Origin of the sequence: Arthrobacter sp. Helios (assembly GCF_023167125.1) — a bacterium.
Lineage (GTDB): Bacteria > Actinomycetota > Actinomycetes > Actinomycetales > Micrococcaceae > Arthrobacter_B > Arthrobacter_B luteolus.
Genome location: NZ_CP095402.1, coordinates 3,138,264 through 3,153,760, shown reverse-complemented (window position 1 = coordinate 3,153,760; position 15,497 = coordinate 3,138,264). Strand labels below are relative to the sequence as shown.

General features: G+C 67.0%; 16 protein-coding genes. 12 read left to right on the top strand and 4 right to left on the bottom strand.

The features are described from left to right. Positions 1 to 40 precede the first annotated feature (40 nt). The 9 genes from ArtHe_RS14405 to ArtHe_RS14365 all read left to right on the top strand — a co-directional run bounded on the left by ArtHe_RS14405 (position 41) and on the right by ArtHe_RS14365 (position 8,684). On the top strand, positions 41 to 994 hold the full coding sequence (locus ArtHe_RS14405) for a YafY family protein (RefSeq protein ID WP_248317579.1): 954 nt from the start codon (positions 41 to 43) through the stop codon (positions 992 to 994). Positions 995 to 1,390: 396 nt separating this feature from the next. Continuing rightward, positions 1,391 to 2,320, top strand: coding sequence for an SDR family NAD(P)-dependent oxidoreductase (locus ArtHe_RS14400; RefSeq protein WP_248317578.1), 930 nt, complete (start codon positions 1,391 to 1,393; stop codon positions 2,318 to 2,320). Positions 2,321 to 2,323: 3 nt separating this feature from the next. Further along, positions 2,324 to 3,208 carry an amidohydrolase family protein gene (locus ArtHe_RS14395; RefSeq protein ID WP_248317576.1) on the top strand — a complete coding sequence of 295 codons (885 nt, stop codon included), beginning with the start codon at positions 2,324 to 2,326 and terminating at the stop codon, positions 3,206 to 3,208. Beyond that, entirely contained in the window at positions 3,205 to 4,407 is a 1,203-nt protein-coding gene (locus tag ArtHe_RS14390; protein ID WP_248317575.1) for an acyl-CoA dehydrogenase family protein, read from the top strand. The genes ArtHe_RS14395 and ArtHe_RS14390 overlap by 4 nt, the downstream gene beginning before the upstream one ends. Before the next feature lie 14 nt (positions 4,408 to 4,421). After that, positions 4,422 to 5,900: an ATP-binding protein gene (locus ArtHe_RS14385; protein WP_248317574.1), complete on the top strand. Its 1,479-nt coding sequence runs from the start codon at positions 4,422 to 4,424 to the stop codon at positions 5,898 to 5,900. A gap of 42 nt (positions 5,901 to 5,942) precedes the next feature. Further along, positions 5,943 to 6,422, top strand: a complete 480-nt coding sequence (locus ArtHe_RS14380) for a sigma-70 family RNA polymerase sigma factor (protein WP_066302065.1) — start codon at positions 5,943 to 5,945, stop codon at positions 6,420 to 6,422. Next, complete coding sequence (locus tag ArtHe_RS14375) at positions 6,419 to 7,042, top strand: methylated-DNA--[protein]-cysteine S-methyltransferase (RefSeq protein ID WP_248317573.1); 624 nt, start codon at positions 6,419 to 6,421, stop codon at positions 7,040 to 7,042. The genes ArtHe_RS14380 and ArtHe_RS14375 overlap by 4 nt, the downstream gene beginning before the upstream one ends. Further along, complete coding sequence (locus ArtHe_RS14370) at positions 7,039 to 7,725, top strand: alpha-ketoglutarate-dependent dioxygenase AlkB (RefSeq protein WP_248317572.1); 687 nt, start codon at positions 7,039 to 7,041, stop codon at positions 7,723 to 7,725. Before ArtHe_RS14375 ends, ArtHe_RS14370 begins: the two co-directional genes overlap by 4 nt. Beyond that, positions 7,722 to 8,684 carry an AlkA N-terminal domain-containing protein gene (locus tag ArtHe_RS14365; protein WP_248317571.1) on the top strand — a complete coding sequence of 321 codons (963 nt, stop codon included), beginning with the start codon at positions 7,722 to 7,724 and terminating at the stop codon, positions 8,682 to 8,684. The genes ArtHe_RS14370 and ArtHe_RS14365 overlap by 4 nt, the downstream gene beginning before the upstream one ends. Here ArtHe_RS14365 and ArtHe_RS14360 read toward each other — a convergent pair. After that, on the bottom strand, positions 8,681 to 9,064 hold the full coding sequence (locus ArtHe_RS14360; protein WP_248317570.1) for a DUF1304 domain-containing protein: 384 nt from the start codon (positions 9,062 to 9,064) through the stop codon (positions 8,681 to 8,683). The two genes, ArtHe_RS14365 and ArtHe_RS14360, sit on opposite strands and share 4 nt — an antisense overlap. 241 nt (positions 9,065 to 9,305) lie before the next feature. On the opposite strand from ArtHe_RS14360, the gene pstS reads away from it, so the two are divergent. Together pstS and ArtHe_RS14350 are read left to right on the top strand one after the other, a co-directional pair. Further along, complete coding sequence (gene pstS / locus ArtHe_RS14355) at positions 9,306 to 10,421, top strand: phosphate ABC transporter substrate-binding protein PstS (RefSeq protein WP_248317569.1); 1,116 nt, start codon at positions 9,306 to 9,308, stop codon at positions 10,419 to 10,421. A 98-nt stretch (positions 10,422 to 10,519) separates the two neighbouring features. Then, positions 10,520 to 10,720, top strand: coding sequence for a hypothetical protein (locus ArtHe_RS14350; protein WP_246168375.1), 201 nt, complete (start codon positions 10,520 to 10,522; stop codon positions 10,718 to 10,720). Here the strand turns inward: ArtHe_RS14350 and ArtHe_RS14345 are convergent. Both ArtHe_RS14345 and ArtHe_RS14340 read right to left on the bottom strand, forming a co-directional pair. Beyond that, the gene (locus ArtHe_RS14345) at positions 10,717 to 11,154 is read right to left on the bottom strand and encodes a hypothetical protein (protein ID WP_248317568.1); all 438 of its coding nucleotides are present in this window, start codon (positions 11,152 to 11,154) and stop codon (positions 10,717 to 10,719) included. The genes ArtHe_RS14350 and ArtHe_RS14345 overlap by 4 nt on opposite strands. Before the next feature lie 9 nt (positions 11,155 to 11,163). Further along, positions 11,164 to 13,098 (bottom strand): primary-amine oxidase, encoded by a 1,935-nt coding sequence (locus ArtHe_RS14340; protein ID WP_248317567.1) that lies wholly within the window; start codon positions 13,096 to 13,098, stop codon positions 11,164 to 11,166. A gap of 133 nt (positions 13,099 to 13,231) precedes the next feature. Here ArtHe_RS14340 and ArtHe_RS14335 point away from each other — a divergent pair, with 133 nt between their 5' ends. Beyond that, positions 13,232 to 13,849: a TetR family transcriptional regulator C-terminal domain-containing protein gene (locus ArtHe_RS14335; RefSeq protein WP_248317566.1), complete on the top strand. Its 618-nt coding sequence runs from the start codon at positions 13,232 to 13,234 to the stop codon at positions 13,847 to 13,849. Positions 13,850 to 13,856: 7 nt separating this feature from the next. On the opposite strand, the gene ArtHe_RS14330 is transcribed toward ArtHe_RS14335, so the two are convergent. Further along, complete coding sequence (locus ArtHe_RS14330) at positions 13,857 to 15,266, bottom strand: APC family permease (RefSeq protein WP_248317565.1); 1,410 nt, start codon at positions 15,264 to 15,266, stop codon at positions 13,857 to 13,859. Between the last annotated feature and the right edge of the window lie 231 nt (positions 15,267 to 15,497).

Genomic DNA, 15,497 nt, shown 5'->3' with positions numbered 1-15,497 from the left:
CCGACAGAACCTGTCATGTTTTACGCCATGATGGTGAATCATGAGAGACTCCCGCCTACTGGCCATGCTTCTGGTCCTGCAAACGCGGAACCGGATGACCACCCGCGAACTGGCCGAACGGCTGGAAGTGTCCCAGCGAACGGTTCTTCGTGACGTGGAAGCACTGTCAGCCGCTGGGGTTCCCGTCTACGCAGAGCGGGGCAGGCGGGGCGGCATCGTTTTGCTCCCGGGCAGCCGGTTGAACGCCTCTCACCTTGAACCGCCCGAGATGGAAGCTCTGTCCCTAGCTGGCCTGGACAGGGCACAGCGGGAAGAGCTTGGTCTGGCAGCCGCCCACGAAATGGCAACTCACAAGATCGCCGCGCGTCAGGCCACAGTTGCCGCCTCGAAACCGGGGCTGGCAGACCTTGTCATCGTTGATAACGCCAGCTGGCTTTCCGCCGCCGGGCAGGCCACGGATGTGGCTGCCCTGGCACTCGACCTGCGCGTCGGGAACCGGCTCCGGGTTCGGTATCGGCACAGCGGAACCCGGCAGGCTGCCGGGATGGTGGTGGACCCGTATGGCCTGGCGTCCAAAGCGGGCCGGTGGTACCTGGTGGCCGATTGTGAGCAGGAACCCAGGCTTTTCAATCTCGATCGTCTCGAAAATTATGAGGTGCTGCCCGACGCCGCGAAGACCCGTACGGGCCAAGACCTGCGCACGGTCTGGGTGGACCTCAAGCAACGGACGGAGACCCTCGGTCCGGTTGTCCTTCACGCGCGTTTACGGGCAGACCGCCTTGATCTGGCGGCCCGGATCCTGGGATCACGGCTCATAAACACCGGACCGGCCAGCCGGGGGTGGTGCTCGGCGGAGATCAGCTATCCCGATACCGAATCGGTGCGGCAACTGCTGCAGTTCGGAGACCATATTGAGGTGCTTTCGCCGCCGGAGGCGCGCCGGCGCTTTTATGAGCTCGCGTCTGACATCGCGCAGCGCCACCGGTCGGAGTAGCTATCCAGGGCGTGGGCCGGTAAGTCCAGATCGATGCCGGGGAGCTCCACTACGGCTATGGGCTGGTCTTCCGGCCGGATGCGGAGGGGCAGGCGGGTCTGATTTACAAAGAAGGCATCAACGCGGGGGTCAGTGCCCTCCTGGGCTATTATCCCGGTGCGGGTGTGACGTTGGCGCTGGTTTCCAACTCCGAGGAAGGGGTGTGGGGGCCGCTTGCGGAGATCACAGTTCTGGTGCAGGCCGCAGATTCCGTAGAAGAGGAAGGCAAACGAACAGAGGCGCTGCGCCAGGGATAGATGCGCTCCTAAACCGTTGACTTTTTCAACTATTCCGACAAGGATGGAACGAAAGAGCAGGTCAACGGCGCCCGGCACTGCCGGCAGAAAAGGAGCCACCATGTCCTTGGACGGCAAAACCGCGATTGTTACCGGCAGCGGGCGGGGGCTGGGCCTGGCCTACGCCCGGGAGCTGGCCCGGCAGGGCGCGGCGGTGGTGGTGAACGACGTCGATCAGGCTGTCGCTGATGAAGCGGTTGCCGTGATCCAGGCCGATGGCGGCCGCGCGGTTGCGGTGGTCGCTCCGGTGGGTTCCACGGAGACGGCGAAGGCCCTGGTGGCTGCTGCGGTTGAGAACTTCGGCGGCCTGGACATCCTGGTGACCAATGCCGGGGTGCTGCGGGATAAGAGCTTGCTGAAGATGACGGATGAGGACTTTGATCTGGTCATCAACGTGCACCTGCGCGGCACCTTCACCTGTGTCCGGGAGGCGTACGCGTACTTCAAGGAGAACAATGTGGCGGGCCGGATCATCACGATCGGTTCCCCGACCGGGCAGCGCGGAAACTTCGGACAGACCAACTACGCCGCGGCGAAGGCCGGGATCGTGGGCATGGTCCGGACCTGGGCACTGGAGATGAAGAAGGCCGGCGTCACGGCGAACGCCGTCATTCCCGTGGCCGCGACCGCAATGACGAAGACTGTCCCGTACTTCGCTGCCGCTGTGGAGGCTGAGGAGCGTGGTGAGGTGATGCCGGACTTCTTCCGCAAGGAGCTGGGTTTCGGTACGGCGGAGGATGTGGCCGGTTTGATCGCGTTCCTGGCGTCGGAGGACGCTGCCGGGATTACCGGGCAGGCCATTGGGGTGGGCGGGGACCGGCTGCAGCTGTGGTCCCATCCCGAAGCGGTGGGTACCGAGTACCGGGACGGCGGCTGGACCTTTAAGGACCTGGTTGCGGCGTTCCCGTTCGCGGGGAACCTGCAGGGTGTGGGGGAGAAGTTCCCGCCGCTGCCCGCCGAACTCCAGCCCCAGACCACGGAAAGCAAATAAACCATGGTCTACACACTCGGCCTCGACGTCGCGGCCCTGGACGCCATCGACACCCACGTCCACATCGAGGTGGACGACCACGGACACAATGCGCTCCCGCAGGAACTCGTTGACGCCGCCTCCAAGCACTTCAAGACCGACGGTCCCCGCCCCGGCCTGGACGAAATCGCCGCGTACTACCGCGAGCGGAAAACCGCCGCCGTCGTCTTCACCGTGGATGCGTCCAGGTCCCTGGGCCACTCGCCGAACTCCAGCGAGGAAATCGCGGAGGGCGCGGCCCGCAACAATGACGTGCTGATTCCCTTCGGCTCCGTGGACCCCACCTCCGGAACCGAGGCGCTGGCCCGGGCCAAGGTCCTCGCCGGTGACTACGGGGTGCGCGGCTTCAAGTTCCACCCCACGGTGCAGAACTTCGACCCCAGCGACCGCGCGTTCTATCCACTCTGGGCCCTGCTCCAGGACCTGGGCGTCCCGGCCCTGTTCCACACCGGCCAGACCGGCATCGGATCCGGCCTGCCCGGCGGCTTCGGCCTGAAACTGGGGCTCTCCAACCCGATCCTGCTCGACGCCGTCGCCGCGGACTTCCCCGAGCTGCAGATCATCATGGCCCACCCGTCGGTGCCCTGGCAGGACGAAGCCATTGCCGTGGCAACGCACAAGTCCAACGTATGGATCGACCTCTCCGGCTGGTCGCCGAAATACTTCCCGGCCAACCTGGTGCGCCATGCCAACTCCCTGCTCCAGGACAAGGTGCTCTTCGGCTCCGACTACCCGCTGATCACCCCCGACCGGTGGCGCCGGGACTTCGATGCCCTGGAGATCAAGGACGCGGTGCGGCCCAAGATCCTCAAGGAAAACGCCGTGCGGCTGCTGGGACTCGGCTCATGAGCACCAGAGACGGCACCCAGGAAGCGGCAGCGTTCTACCCCTCCGACCGCTACGGCTACTCCGAACTCCTGAGCAGCGCCGAACTCGGGGCCCTGGGCCAGCTGCGGACCGTGCTGGACAAGCAGATCAGCCCGCTGCTGGGAGAGTACTGGGAAGCCGGTGAATTCCCGTACCAGATCCGCCAGCCGCTGGTGGACCTGAACCTCATGGCACCCGAGGGCGCAACCGACAGCCAAGGACGCACTTCCGGGCTGTACACCGGCTTCCGGAACTTTGAGCTGGCCCGCACGGATGCATCCGTGGCCACGTTCTACAACGCCCAGTCCGGCCTGTTCCGCACCACCGTCTTGGAAGGCGGCAGCCCCGAACAGGCGGCGGACCTGGATCCCAAGATCCGCTCCTTCGAGTACACCGGCGTCTTCGCGCTCACCGAACCGGACCACGGCTCGGATATTGCCGGCGGCCTGGAAACCTCCGCCCGGCGCGACGGCGGCGACTGGATTATCGACGGCGCCAAGCGCTGGATCGGCGGGGCGTTCACCGCTGACGTGCTGGCCGTCTTCGCCCGGGACGAAGCCGATGGCCAGGTCAAGGCCTTCCTGGTCCCGCGCGAAACCCCCGGCGTCTCGATGAGTAAAATCCTGCGCAAAACCTCGCTGCGGATGATGCAGAACGCGGACATTGAACTCCGTGCCGTCCGGGTGCCCGATTCCGCCCGGCTGACCAACATCAACTCGTTCAAGGACGTTGCGGCGCTGATGCGGCGGCTGCGCTCCGACGTCGCGTGGATCGCCACCGGGCTGCAGGCCGGCGCCTACGAGGCTGCCCTGCGCTACACCCTGGAACGGCAGCAGTTCGGCCGGCCACTGGCCTCCTTCCAGCTCACCCAGCAGAAGCTGGCCACCATGGCCGCCAACGTCACGGCCTCCCTGGGCATGGTGGTCCGACTGACCCAGCGCCAGGAAGCGGGCATCTTCCGGGACGAGGACTCGGCCATGGCCAAGATGTTCACCTGCACCGCGATGCGCCAGACCGTCGCGCTGGCCCGCGAAGTGGTGGGCGGCAACGGCATCACCCTGGACACCGGCGTCGCGCGTTTCCATGCCGATGCTGAAGCGGTCTACTCCTACGAGGGCACGCATGACATCAACGCCCTGATCCTGGGCCGCGCCCTGACCGGGACGGGCGCCTTCCGCTGATAGGGTCGGCGGCCATGGAGAAGAATCTCGCGGATTTCCTGGCCAGCTTCAACACGGCCGTCGACCTGGCGCAGCAGCAGCGGTTCCAGTCCCCGGGCCGGGAGCGGCTGCGGGATACGATCAGCCGTTACCTGGGACGTCCCGCCATGGACGTGCCGATCGTGACCGAGACAATCCCCTTCCACCGCTTCGCGGACCTGGATATTGCCCTGGAACGGCTGGGCGCTGCGGACCCGGAAAACGCGCTGATCGGGATGGGCGGCGGCCAGCAGCGACGGCACCTGACCCTCTCCGATGTGGTGCAGGAGGAGGGCTACAGCAACGTTCCGGTGGGCCAGCCCGACTTCGCCAACGTTGCCATCGGCCCCGATTCCAGCCGCGAAGCCCTCGCCCTGGGTATCCGGCTTTTCCGCCACGGCGGGGTTCCCGTTGCTGTGATGCAGCGCAGCGGGGATCCGCAGACCGGCAGCCCGGACGCGAGCATCGCCGTGATGGCAGCGGAGCGTCCCGCGGCGGCCGCCGTGCTGGCAGCTATCCAGGACGACCTGCGGACCAACAGCGTCCTGCGCGGACAGGTGGTGTCGCTTGGTTTTGACCCCTATGGCCAAAACGGCGCCGGCGTTACGTTCCTGCCCCGCCCCCGGCTTCCCCGCAGCGAAGTGATCCTGCCCGACGGTGTGCTGGAACGGGTCCGCAGCAACGTCCTCGGCATCGCAGAGCACAGGGGCAGGTTGAAGGCCGCCGGGCAGCACCTCAAACGCGGGGTGCTGCTCTACGGGCCGCCCGGCACGGGGAAAACGCACACCGTCCGGCACCTGCTCAGCGAGAGCCCGGGAACGACGGCGGTGCTCCTCTCCGGCGGTTCCCTCGCCGCCGTCTCCCACGCCGCGAAACTCGCGCGGGCCATGTCCCCGTCCCTGGTGGTGCTGGAGGATATTGACCTGATCGCCGAGGACCGGAGCATGGGCCACGGACCGCAGCCGCTGCTCTTCGAAGTCCTCGATGCCCTGGACGGTCTCGACGCCGATGCGGACATCGCGTTCATCATGACCACCAACCGGGTGGATGTCCTGGAACGGGCCCTGGCCCAGCGGCCCGGCCGCGTGGACCTAGCCGTTGAAATTCCGCTGCCGGATGCAGCCGACCGCGCCCGGCTGCTGGAACTGTACGCACCCTCCGGCACCTTCTCTCCCGCCGCGCTGGCACAGGTGGCGGAACAGGCCGAGGGGGCAACCGCGTCGTTCGCCCGGGAACTGGTGCGCCGTGCCGTGCTGGCAGCAGCGGAAGCGGGGGAGGACCCCGCCGACGGGCACCTGCTCGGTGCGGCCGAGAGCCTCTCGGGGCAGCGGGAAGCGCTCACCCGCAGCCTGCTGGGCGCCGGGCCGGATACGGACGGCGCGGAGCCCGCAGAGTCCGATGTTGCAGGCGGTTTCGCCGCAGGACCGCGCGCCGGTTTCGGCTGGTCTCCACTGCCGTCCGGGGGCCTGGACTAGGCCGGGACCTCACAAAACCCACCCGCCGCGCGTCTACAGTATGTGGAAGTGAAACCGTTCGAAGTGATCGTCAGGGAACACGGCGCCGCCGTGCTGCGGGTCTGCCGTGCCGTGCTGGGCCCGGACGACGCCGAAGACGCCTGGTCGGAGACGTTCCTCGCGGCCCTGCGCGCTTACCCGGAGCTGCCGGCCGGAGCCAACGTCCAGGCCTGGCTGGTCACGATTGCCAAGCGCAAGGCCATTGACGTGCACCGCGCCGCGGCCCGCCGCCCGGTGCTGGTGCCCGAACTCCCCGAGCCCGAACAACGACCCGGACCCGGTCCCGGTGAGCATGACGGGCTGTGGGCCGCGCTGCGGTCCCTGCCTCAGCGCCAACGGGAGGCACTGGCCTACCACCACCTCGCCGGGCTGCCTTTCGCCGAGGTAGCCGTGCTGCTGGGGGGAACCGAAGCAGCCGTTCGCCGCTCTGCCGCGGACGGCATGAAGAAGCTGAGAACCATGGATGGAGAGGACCTCCGATGACCCCGTCTACGGACACCGTGCTGGAAGCCGGACTGAACTCCGCCCTGACCGCCGGCGAAGACCAAGCCCTCGACCGGCTGCATGCCCGGCTCACCGTCGGTGCGCAGGAGCAGGATCTGCTCGACCTTGCCTACACCGTGGTCAATACCCCCATTGGTGAGCTGCTGCTCGCCGCCACCCCCGCCGGCCTGGCCCGTGTGGCCTTCGGCAGGGAAGGCCACGACGCCGTCCTCGCCGACCTGTCCCTGCGGATCAGCCCGCGGATCCTGGAAGCTCCGGACCGGCTGGCCGAACCGGTCCGCCAGCTGGGCGAGTACTTCGCCGGCACCCGGCAGGTGTTCGACCTTCCCCTGGACCTGCGGCTGGCCACCGGCTTCCGCCGCACCGTCGTCGAGCACCTCTCCGAAATCACTTACGGATCCACCGCCAGCTACGCGGCCCTCGCCGCCCTGGCAGGGAACCCCGGAGCGGTCCGCGCCGCCGGAACTGCCTGCGCCCGCAACCCGCTGCCCGTGGTGGTGCCCTGCCACCGGGTAGTCCGCTCGGACGGGACCATCGGCAACTACCTCGGCGGCAGCGACGTAAAGCGGACCCTGCTCGCAATGGAAGCCGCCGCATGACCGGACAGCTTTTCGCGCGGGAACGTTCCGCTCCGTCCGCCGGCGCCGTCCATGTTCCCGACTGGCTGGATACCGCCGCGCAGCGAAGCGTCGTGGAGGCCTGCCGGGCCTGGGCAGTCGGACCCGTGCCGATGCGCTCCGCCGTCCTGCCCGGCGGGCACAAAATGTCGGTGCAGACGGTCTGCCTGGGCTGGCACTGGCAGCCCTACAAGTACACGCGCACAGCCGACGACGCCGGCGGCGGCCGGGTGGCGGACGTCCCGGACTGGCTGATTCAGCTGGGCCGCGACGCGCTCCGTGCCGCCTACTTCGCGGAGGAGCAGGCCGGCTACGACCCGGAGGTCTTTGACCCGGCGGACTACACGCCTGACACGGCGCTGATCAACTACTACGCCGACGGCGCGCACATGGGCATGCACCAGGACAAGGACGAGAAATCCAGCGCCCCGGTGGTCTCGCTCAGCATCGGAGACAGCTGTATATTCCGATTCGGGAATGCACAAACCCGCACCAAGCCCTATACCGATCTTGAACTGCTTTCCGGCGACCTCTTCGTGTTCGGCGGCCCGTCACGTTTCGCGTACCACGGCGTACCCAAGACGCTGCCCGGCACAGCGGACCCGGAGACCGGACTGTCCCACGGCCGGATCAACATCACCCTGCGCATGACCGGACTGGAATGAGCGGCCCGGGTATGCAGGCAGAGGGGCTGAGCCTTCCTGGGGTTCCGGCGGCGCAGCCAGCGGGGGAGGAACCGTCAGGCCGGACCCTCCAGCTGGAAACCAGCGGGCCGTTCCCCTGGCAGCCACTGGTGCGCAGCCTGGCCGCGCACGCAGTTCCCGGACTGGAGGCCGTGGAAAGCACCGCCGCAGGCGCCGCCCTGACCCGGCTGCTGCCGACCCCGGAGGGTCCGGTGCTGGCCAGGGTGGAGTTTGGCTCAGCGGAGGGAGTGACCGTGCGTTTCGACGGCGGCGGCTCCGCAGGTGATGCCGCGAGCCGTGCCCTGGTCCGCCGCTGGCTGGACCTGGACGCGGACACCTCCGCGGTGGACGGCTTTTTGGCGTCCTTCCCGCGCTTGGCCCCACTGGTGGCCCGGTACCCCGGCCTGCGGATTCCCGGCGCCGTGAATCTGTTCGAGACCGCAGTGCTGACCGTCCTGGGGCAGCAGGTCTCCCTCGCTGCTGCCAGGACCTTTGGCGCCCGGCTGGTTTCCGCGTACGGAACACCCGGGCCCGGCGGGTACCGGATGTTCCCGCAGGCCGCTGTGCTGGCAGCGGTTTCAGCGGAGGAGCTGCAGGCCGCCGTCCGCATCACCGGCGCCAGGGCCCGGACCATCCAGGCCCTGGCTGGTGCCGCCGGGGACGGCCTCGACCTGGGGAACGGTCCGCGCGCTGCGCTGCTGGCGCTGCCGGGCATCGGCCCCTGGACCGCCGACTATCTGGCCGTCCGGGCCGGCGGGGACCGGGATGCGTTTGTTCCCGGCGACCTCATCCTGCGGCGCGCCCTTGGCGTGGCAGCGGCCCGCGAAGCGGAAGCCCTGGCTGAACCTTGGCGGCCCTGGCGGGCCTATGCCCTCTTCCACCTCTGGACATCCCACGTGTACGACGGCGCTCCGCTGCCACCGGCGCAGCCCGGATCCTAAGACCCCATCAGTGTCAGCAGCAGGGCGAGCAGGGCGGGGATTCCACGGATCAGGGCAATCCGTCCCAGGGGCCATTTCCCGGCCAGCAGCACCACCGACGCAAGAGCCATGCAGGCAGTGGAAAAGCTCATGAGGGTCAGCCCCGCCACCGGATTGCTCACGCCGAGCAGCAGCACACCCAGGACGGCGCCAACGCCGAGGAACAAATTGTAAAAACCCTGGGTGTAGGCCAGCGGCTGCGTTGCCTCGGCGTCCTGCGGGGACGTGATTCCATAGGCTTCCATGGTTTCGGCCGCGGTCCAGTGCAGTGACTCGAGCGCAAAGAAGTAGAAGTGGACGGCGGCGGCAACCAGAGTGAATACGGTGGCGGCAATCAGCACTGCAACCCCCTCGGGGCTGGGACACTGGCGGACCGGACATCGCGGCATACGTTCTGCAGCTGTGGTCTGCGGTGCCGATCATCCTCCCATCCTGCAACCGGAGAGCCAAGGGCAGCGGGCACTCCCAGTTGGCGGTGAAGACTAATCGGCGGCTAGCCTTGAAGTTGCGAGGGGAAGCGCAGTGCACATTGCGCTGCCACCCGGACGCCCGATGCCATTTCCCCCAAAGGAGCCCACCAACGTGCGCACTTCCCGTCCGCTTCGTACCCTGGCAGCCGCAGCCGCCGCAGTGCTTGCGCTCTCAGCCTGCGGCTCCGACTATCCGTTGGGTGAGGAACAGCGGAAGGCGGCGGAGAACAGCACCTCCACTCTCTCCGGCATCATCTCCGGCTCCGGCTCGACGGCACAGGGGCCGGCGATGGATGCCTGGATCGGCGGCTTCCGGGTGCTGCATCCCAAGGCCCAGGTGCAGTACTCCCCGGACGGCTCGGGCGCAGGGCGCAACGCGCTGCTCGCCGGCGCCGTGCAATTCGCCGGCTCGGACGCGTTCCTGCAGGACGAGGAACTCGGCGAAGCGCGCGAGGTGTGCGGGCCCGACGGCGCGCTGGACATTCCTGCCTACATTTCCCCCATCGCGGTGGCCTTCAACCTGCCGGGCATCGAGTCCCTGAATATGGATGCCGGAACCATCGCCAAGCTGTTCCGCGGCGAGATCGAGTTCTGGAACGATCCCGTGATTGCCGCGCAGAACCCGGGCGTGGAGCTGCCGCAGACGCGGATCACCGCCGTCAGCCGCGCGGATGATTCCGGTACCACCGAAAACTTCACCGAATACCTGCACGAGGCCGCCCCGGAGGAATGGCCGAATGATCCCTCCGGCTCCTGGCCCGGCGGCCTGGGCGGAGAAAACGCGCAGGGCAGCGCCGGTGTGATCAGCACCGTGACCCGCACCGAAGGCGCTGTTGCCTACTCGGACGACTCCGTCGTCGACGATTCCCTGGGAACCGTAAACCTGAAGGTGGGTGAGGAGTACGTGCCGATCAGCGCCGAGGGAGCCTCGATCGCGGTCGAGCAGGCCACCCGCGTCCAGGACCGCGGCGAACATGACATCGCCCTGCATCTGGACCGCACCACCACCGCGCCCGGCGCTTACCCGCTGGTTCTGATCTCCTACCAGATTTTCTGCAGCAGCTACGAAGATGCTGACACCACGGAGCTCGTGAAGACGTTCGGGCAGTATGTGGTGAGCGAAGAAGGCCAGCAGGCCTCCGCCGAAGCCGCCAAGAGTGCGCCGATTCCGGACAGCCTGGCTGTGCAGGCCCGCGCTGCCATCGAGAGCATCACCGTCCGCCCGTAGGCCGAAGCGGGTCCGTCCGGGATGGTCTTTAGTGCCCCCCTTGCGCCCCTGAGGGGCCGGTGGCACGGTGGACCTACCGCGAAGGAAAGGGGGCTGCCGTGCAACCTATCAGGATCGAACGGTGGTGGCCGTATCTGGACACCACGGCCAAGCAATGGCTTCGGGAGAACCTCCGCCACGACGGTATTCCGGCGAAAATCCAGGACCGGATTGCCGAAGCCGGCGGGCCGGTTATTGACCCGATCCTCGGTGTTGGGGATTGGGACTTCATCGAAACGCAGTCAGAGCTGGTGGATTAGCCGCTGCGCCCCGCGCGGCGCACCCTGCTGATCAGGGTGGCCGCGGCAAACGCTGCAGCAAGCTCCAGAACGGTCAGCAGCAGCATGGCGGAGGCATGTCCGTCCCGGCCTGCCCGGACCACCGCAGCCGCTGCTTCATGCCCCGCATGCACCGGGCTGCCGCCAAGCAGCAGGACCGCGTGCAGCACGGCCATGGCAAGGGCTGCGGACATCATGGTCCGGGCAGCCCGCATCCCGGTCTGCCGCCAGAGTCCCGCAGCGCAGGGAAGACAAACCGCGGCCATAACCACCATGCCGGCGCCAAGTGCCCAGCCGTGCCCCGGCGCCAGCCACAGGTGGGCCAGTGCACCCAGCACGCCAACCGCAGCGCAGGCCCGGGCGTGCACACGAAGCCGCGTGCCCGGGCCTGCGCCGGTGACCGCAGTGTCCACCATTGGCGCGCCTTAGCTGTGGCAGTGGCCACCGGCGGCCGGGGTGCTGGCCGGCACGTCCAGCACCGGGCTGCGGTCGAAGAACCCGTCCGGACGGAGCTTGAACCCGGCGGTGTCCACCGGCATGATCGGCCAGTCCTCTATCCGCGGGTAGTGCGTCAACCCGAAGGTGTGCCAGAGGACAATATGCTCGCCGTCGATGCTGCGGTCCTGAGCGGTGTAAGCGGGGAGGCCGGCTCCGCCGGAGTGCTGGTTCACGAAGTCGCCGGTGGGATAGCGCTCCTCCTCGGCATACCGGGTCACCCACAGGTCCTTGGTGGCGAAGGCCGCCCGCTTGGCCACTGAGGACCCGGGATCGGCCAGGAGCATCGGCTGGCCCTCGGAGATCAGCTTGTATGCCACGGGTTCCCCGAGCCGGTTCAGCGATTCCGGGTTGGAGATGTGCCAGGTGCGCCCGACGGCGGGATCGGCACGGCGGATGGCCTCGGATTCGCGGGCCAGCAGGGTGCGCTTGCGGGTAAAGGCGTTGCCGCGTTCGTTGCCCGGGCCCATGGGAACCCGGACCGCGTCCTCTTCCTCCACCCGGTTGGTTGTCCCGTCCAGGGCCATTTCCAGCCGCGCGCCGAAGAGGTGCTGGTGGAAGGGGGCGCCCAGGCCGGGAGCGAGCTCCGAAGCGTAGGGGTAGTCCTTGCCGGGATACGCGCTGGTAAAGACGATGCCGGTGGCTTTCGCCTCGAATTCGATGGTGCCGTCGAGGTAGAGGTACCAGTAGAACCCGTAGTCGTAGTTGCCGATCGTGGTGAAGAAGGAGATCACCAGGCGCCGGTTGCGCCGGGTGTAGTTGATGCCGGTCCACAGGTCCGAGTGCTTGGCCAGGATGGACCAGTCTTCCTCGTGCATGCAGATGCCGTTGCGGATGGTGCGCGGGTTCCCGAAGCCGTCCGCAATCACCGGGCTGAGGTAGGTGATTTCACCCAGGCAGTCGCAGCCCAGTTCCAGCGAGTTGGCATACTGCCCCACCAGGTACTCACCGGTGTCGAAGTAGTTCTGCCAGGAGCGCACCGGTGCCGGGTCGCCGTACGGCACAACCATCTCGGCGATGGACGCACGGTTGATGATGGAGCGCCTGCGGCCGCCGTCCTGGAATGCCAGATTGTGCAGCACCACCCCTTCGCGGGCATCGAAACCGATGTCCACGCTCCACTTTTCCCATTCCACATGGTTGCCGCCGGTGACGGTGAAGGAGGGTCCCTCCGGCTGGGTGATTTCGATCGGCTTCTGCGTGGTGCGCAGTTCCCCGGTCAGCTCCGGATCGGTGTAGTTGCCGTGCTCCTCGGGAACCGGCATAACGCCGAAGTCCAGGACCTGGTCCACGGAGCGGTTCACGATGTCGACGTAACCCACCAGGCCGTCGATCGGGTGCGCCCAGGCGCTGTCTTCGGGGAAGTTCTGCAGGAAAGCGAGTCCGCGCAGGATCCGGCGGCCCTTCTCTTCGGGGTATTCGAAGACCCCGGCGGAGAGCGGCGCCACCCGGACCTTCGCCACGTCGAGCCCCCGGCGCTCCAGCGCGGCCAGCCAGTCCGGGTCCGCCGCGAGGATCTGTTCCACCACCTCGAACTCTTCCTCCAGCACCGGCAGTTCGCCGGTGGCCGAGGTATCCAGTTCCACCGAGGTCAGAACGGCGCCCTGGGTCAGGGAAACCGTGACGTCCCGGGGTGCGGCGCCGGCGGTGTCGAGAAGGAAGGCGCGGAAGCGGCGGTCGGCGGCAGGGACCGCTGCCGCTGTGTCCGGGCTGATGCTGCGCTGCGGATCCAGCAGGCCCAGGTAGGCGAACCGGGTGCTCCCGGTCGCGAGGCCGGCGTCCTCCAGGAGGCGGCGCACCTCCTGGATCTCCTCTGCCGTGGCCAGGGCATAGGCGGATGCGGTCTCGGTGGGGATCGTACTCATGCTGCTCCTCGGCGTCGTTTTTCTATGACTGTAGAGAATAGCGGGAAGTAAGCTGGGTCACAAGGGTTTGGCCGGGCTGTATTGTTTGGGCCCGTCCGGGCCCGGCGGATACGGACAAATGGGGGATCACCGGGTGCCAAAAGTTGTTGACCATGACCAGCGCCGGGTTGAACTGGTGCAGGCGACCTGGCGGATTATTGCCCGGGAGGGAATCGACCGCGCCACGATGCGCGGTATCGCTGCCGAAGCCGGGTTCGCGAATGGAGCGTTGAAGCCGTATTTTCCGGCGAAGTCCGAACTCCTGACCTACGCGTTCGGCTATGTATTTGATCAGACCAATGCCCGCATCGCGGAGGCTGTCGGGGGGCTGCGGGGGATGGCGGCGCTGCGCGCGTTCGGACTGGAAGTCCTGCCGTTGGATGATGAGCGCCTGGATGAGGCCCGGATTGTCATCCCGTTCTGGCAGGCGGCAGCCCATGACGCGGAGAAAGCCCGGATCCACGCCCGGTCGATGGAGCAGTGGAGGCGGACGCTGGAAAAGCACGTGGGAGAGGCATTATCCGGTGATGCCCGGCGGCAGGCGGACCCGGAGCAGGCGGCTGGTGCCCTGCTGAATTACCTGCTGGGTGCCCAGGTTGCCGCCGTCCTGCTGCCCGCCGGCAGCTCGCCGCGCGAGCTGACTGCACAGCTGGATGGCTGGCTTGCCTCGCTCGGCGCCGCTCCCGCCCCGGGTGCGGGGCGGGAGCCTTAACGGGTTCCTAGGCCTTGGGTGCGAGGACGGCTGGTTCCTCAGCGGCCGCCGTGCCGGCCCGGGGCGGCAGGGCCGCGCCTGCGGCAAACACGATAACGAGGGCGGCTCCCCAGACGATTGCCGCAACGCTGCCGCCCACGAGCAGCGGGAGGTTCCAGATCGAGAGCGCCAGGACCAGCAGCAGGCCGATGCCTCCCAGTACTGCTGCCGCCGTGACCAGTCCGGACGGTGCCTGGCGGGCTGACTTCCGAGCCCGTGAACCGAACGCCACCACAGCGAAGCTGGTCAGGGCCATCATCACGATGACTCCGATTGCCCCCGCTCCCGAGTACCAGGTGTAGATCTGTAGCACCGGATCCAGCTGCGCCAGCGCCGATACGACGACGACGGCCGATGTCACTGCGCTTACCCACAGTGACGCGCGTGAAGGTGCGTGGTGCCTGGGATGCACCCGGGCCAGGCTTCCGGGCAGTACGCCCCGCTGGCCGAGGGTGAATAGATACCGGGTCACAATGTTGTGGAACGCCAGCATGCAGGCGAACATGCTCGTGACCACCAGCACCTGGACTAGATCGGCCATGATGGGAGCCACCACCTGCCCAGCCAGGCCGATCACCACCTGGTCCGGGTTCTCGCTGGAGGCAGTCACCGCATTGCCTTCGCCGAGCCCGCTGATTACCAGCCAGGAGGAAAGCGCGTACAGGCCTCCGATCGAGAGGACGGCAATGTAGGTTGCGCGCGGAATGGTGCGTTCCGGATTGCGGGCTTCATTGCGGAAAACCGCAGTCGCTTCGAATCCGAAGAATCCCAGGAAGACGAACAGCACGCCCAGTCCCGGAGCTCCCGACATCGCTTCCACCGGGCTAAACGGAGTGGAAGTCAGTTCCCGCCCGGAAAAAAGCACACCGAGGTCAATAGCGAGTACGGCGACAACTTCCAGCACCAGGACAATGCCGAGGACCTTTGCCGAAAGATTGATGTCGCGGTATCCGAGGAATCCGACAAGGACCAGCATCACGGCCGAGATTAACCACCACGGCAGTTCCATTCCCGTCCAGAGCTGGATCAGGTTTCCCGCCTGCACGCCGAGGTAACAGGTCATGGAGACGGTCAGCAGTACATAGGCGAACAGGGCTATTGCAGCTGTGCCAAGGCCTGCCCGTCTGCCCAGCCCGCGGTCCACATAGGAGTAGAAGGCGCCTGCGTCCGGCACATGGGGTGTCATCCAAGAGAATCCGACCGAGAACAGCAACAGGATAACCATTGCCGTCAGAGCCATCAACGGCACCGCGATTGACCCCGAAACGGTAATAATAATGGGAAAATTCGCCGCGACTACGGTGATCGGAGCGGCCGCTGCAATCACCATTAAGACGATGCCGGGCACCCCAAGCCGGCGGTTCAGAGTGGTTTCCAAAACGTTCCTTACTGCTACGGGGTGAATGGACGCACTTGCTTAGCCGAAGCGCACGCTTGCACCGCTGAACTGCCTAAATGGTGAGCAACAGAATGCCGTCGGCTCACCGCTGATAATAGTCAATCCTGGATACCGGCCCTTAATGCCTACGTCACATCTCTTCGTTCGTGGCGTTCCGATTCCGGGTGCTTTTGAAACCGCCGGGTGTAGCGGGAGCCCGCATCAGCGGAA

Excerpts from the sequence above, each read along its gene's own strand:
- ArtHe_RS14400 (WP_248317578.1), top strand. The coding sequence starts at position 1,391 with ATGTCCTTGGACGGCAAAACCGCGATTGTTACCGGCAGCGGGCGGGGG.
- ArtHe_RS14375 (WP_248317573.1), top strand. The coding sequence starts at position 6,419 with ATGACCCCGTCTACGGACACCGTGCTGGAAGCCGGACTGAACTCCGCC.
- ArtHe_RS14405 (WP_248317579.1), top strand. The coding sequence starts at position 41 with ATGAGAGACTCCCGCCTACTGGCCATGCTTCTGGTCCTGCAAACGCGG.
- ArtHe_RS14395 (WP_248317576.1), top strand. The coding sequence starts at position 2,324 with ATGGTCTACACACTCGGCCTCGACGTCGCGGCCCTGGACGCCATCGAC.
- ArtHe_RS14340 (WP_248317567.1), bottom strand. The coding sequence starts at position 13,098 with ATGAGTACGATCCCCACCGAGACCGCATCCGCCTATGCCCTGGCCACG.
- ArtHe_RS14345 (WP_248317568.1), bottom strand. The coding sequence starts at position 11,154 with ATGGTGGACACTGCGGTCACCGGCGCAGGCCCGGGCACGCGGCTTCGT.
- ArtHe_RS14390 (WP_248317575.1), top strand. The coding sequence starts at position 3,205 with ATGAGCACCAGAGACGGCACCCAGGAAGCGGCAGCGTTCTACCCCTCC.
- ArtHe_RS14370 (WP_248317572.1), top strand. The coding sequence starts at position 7,039 with ATGACCGGACAGCTTTTCGCGCGGGAACGTTCCGCTCCGTCCGCCGGC.
- ArtHe_RS14385 (WP_248317574.1), top strand. The coding sequence starts at position 4,422 with ATGGAGAAGAATCTCGCGGATTTCCTGGCCAGCTTCAACACGGCCGTC.
- ArtHe_RS14365 (WP_248317571.1), top strand. The coding sequence starts at position 7,722 with ATGAGCGGCCCGGGTATGCAGGCAGAGGGGCTGAGCCTTCCTGGGGTT.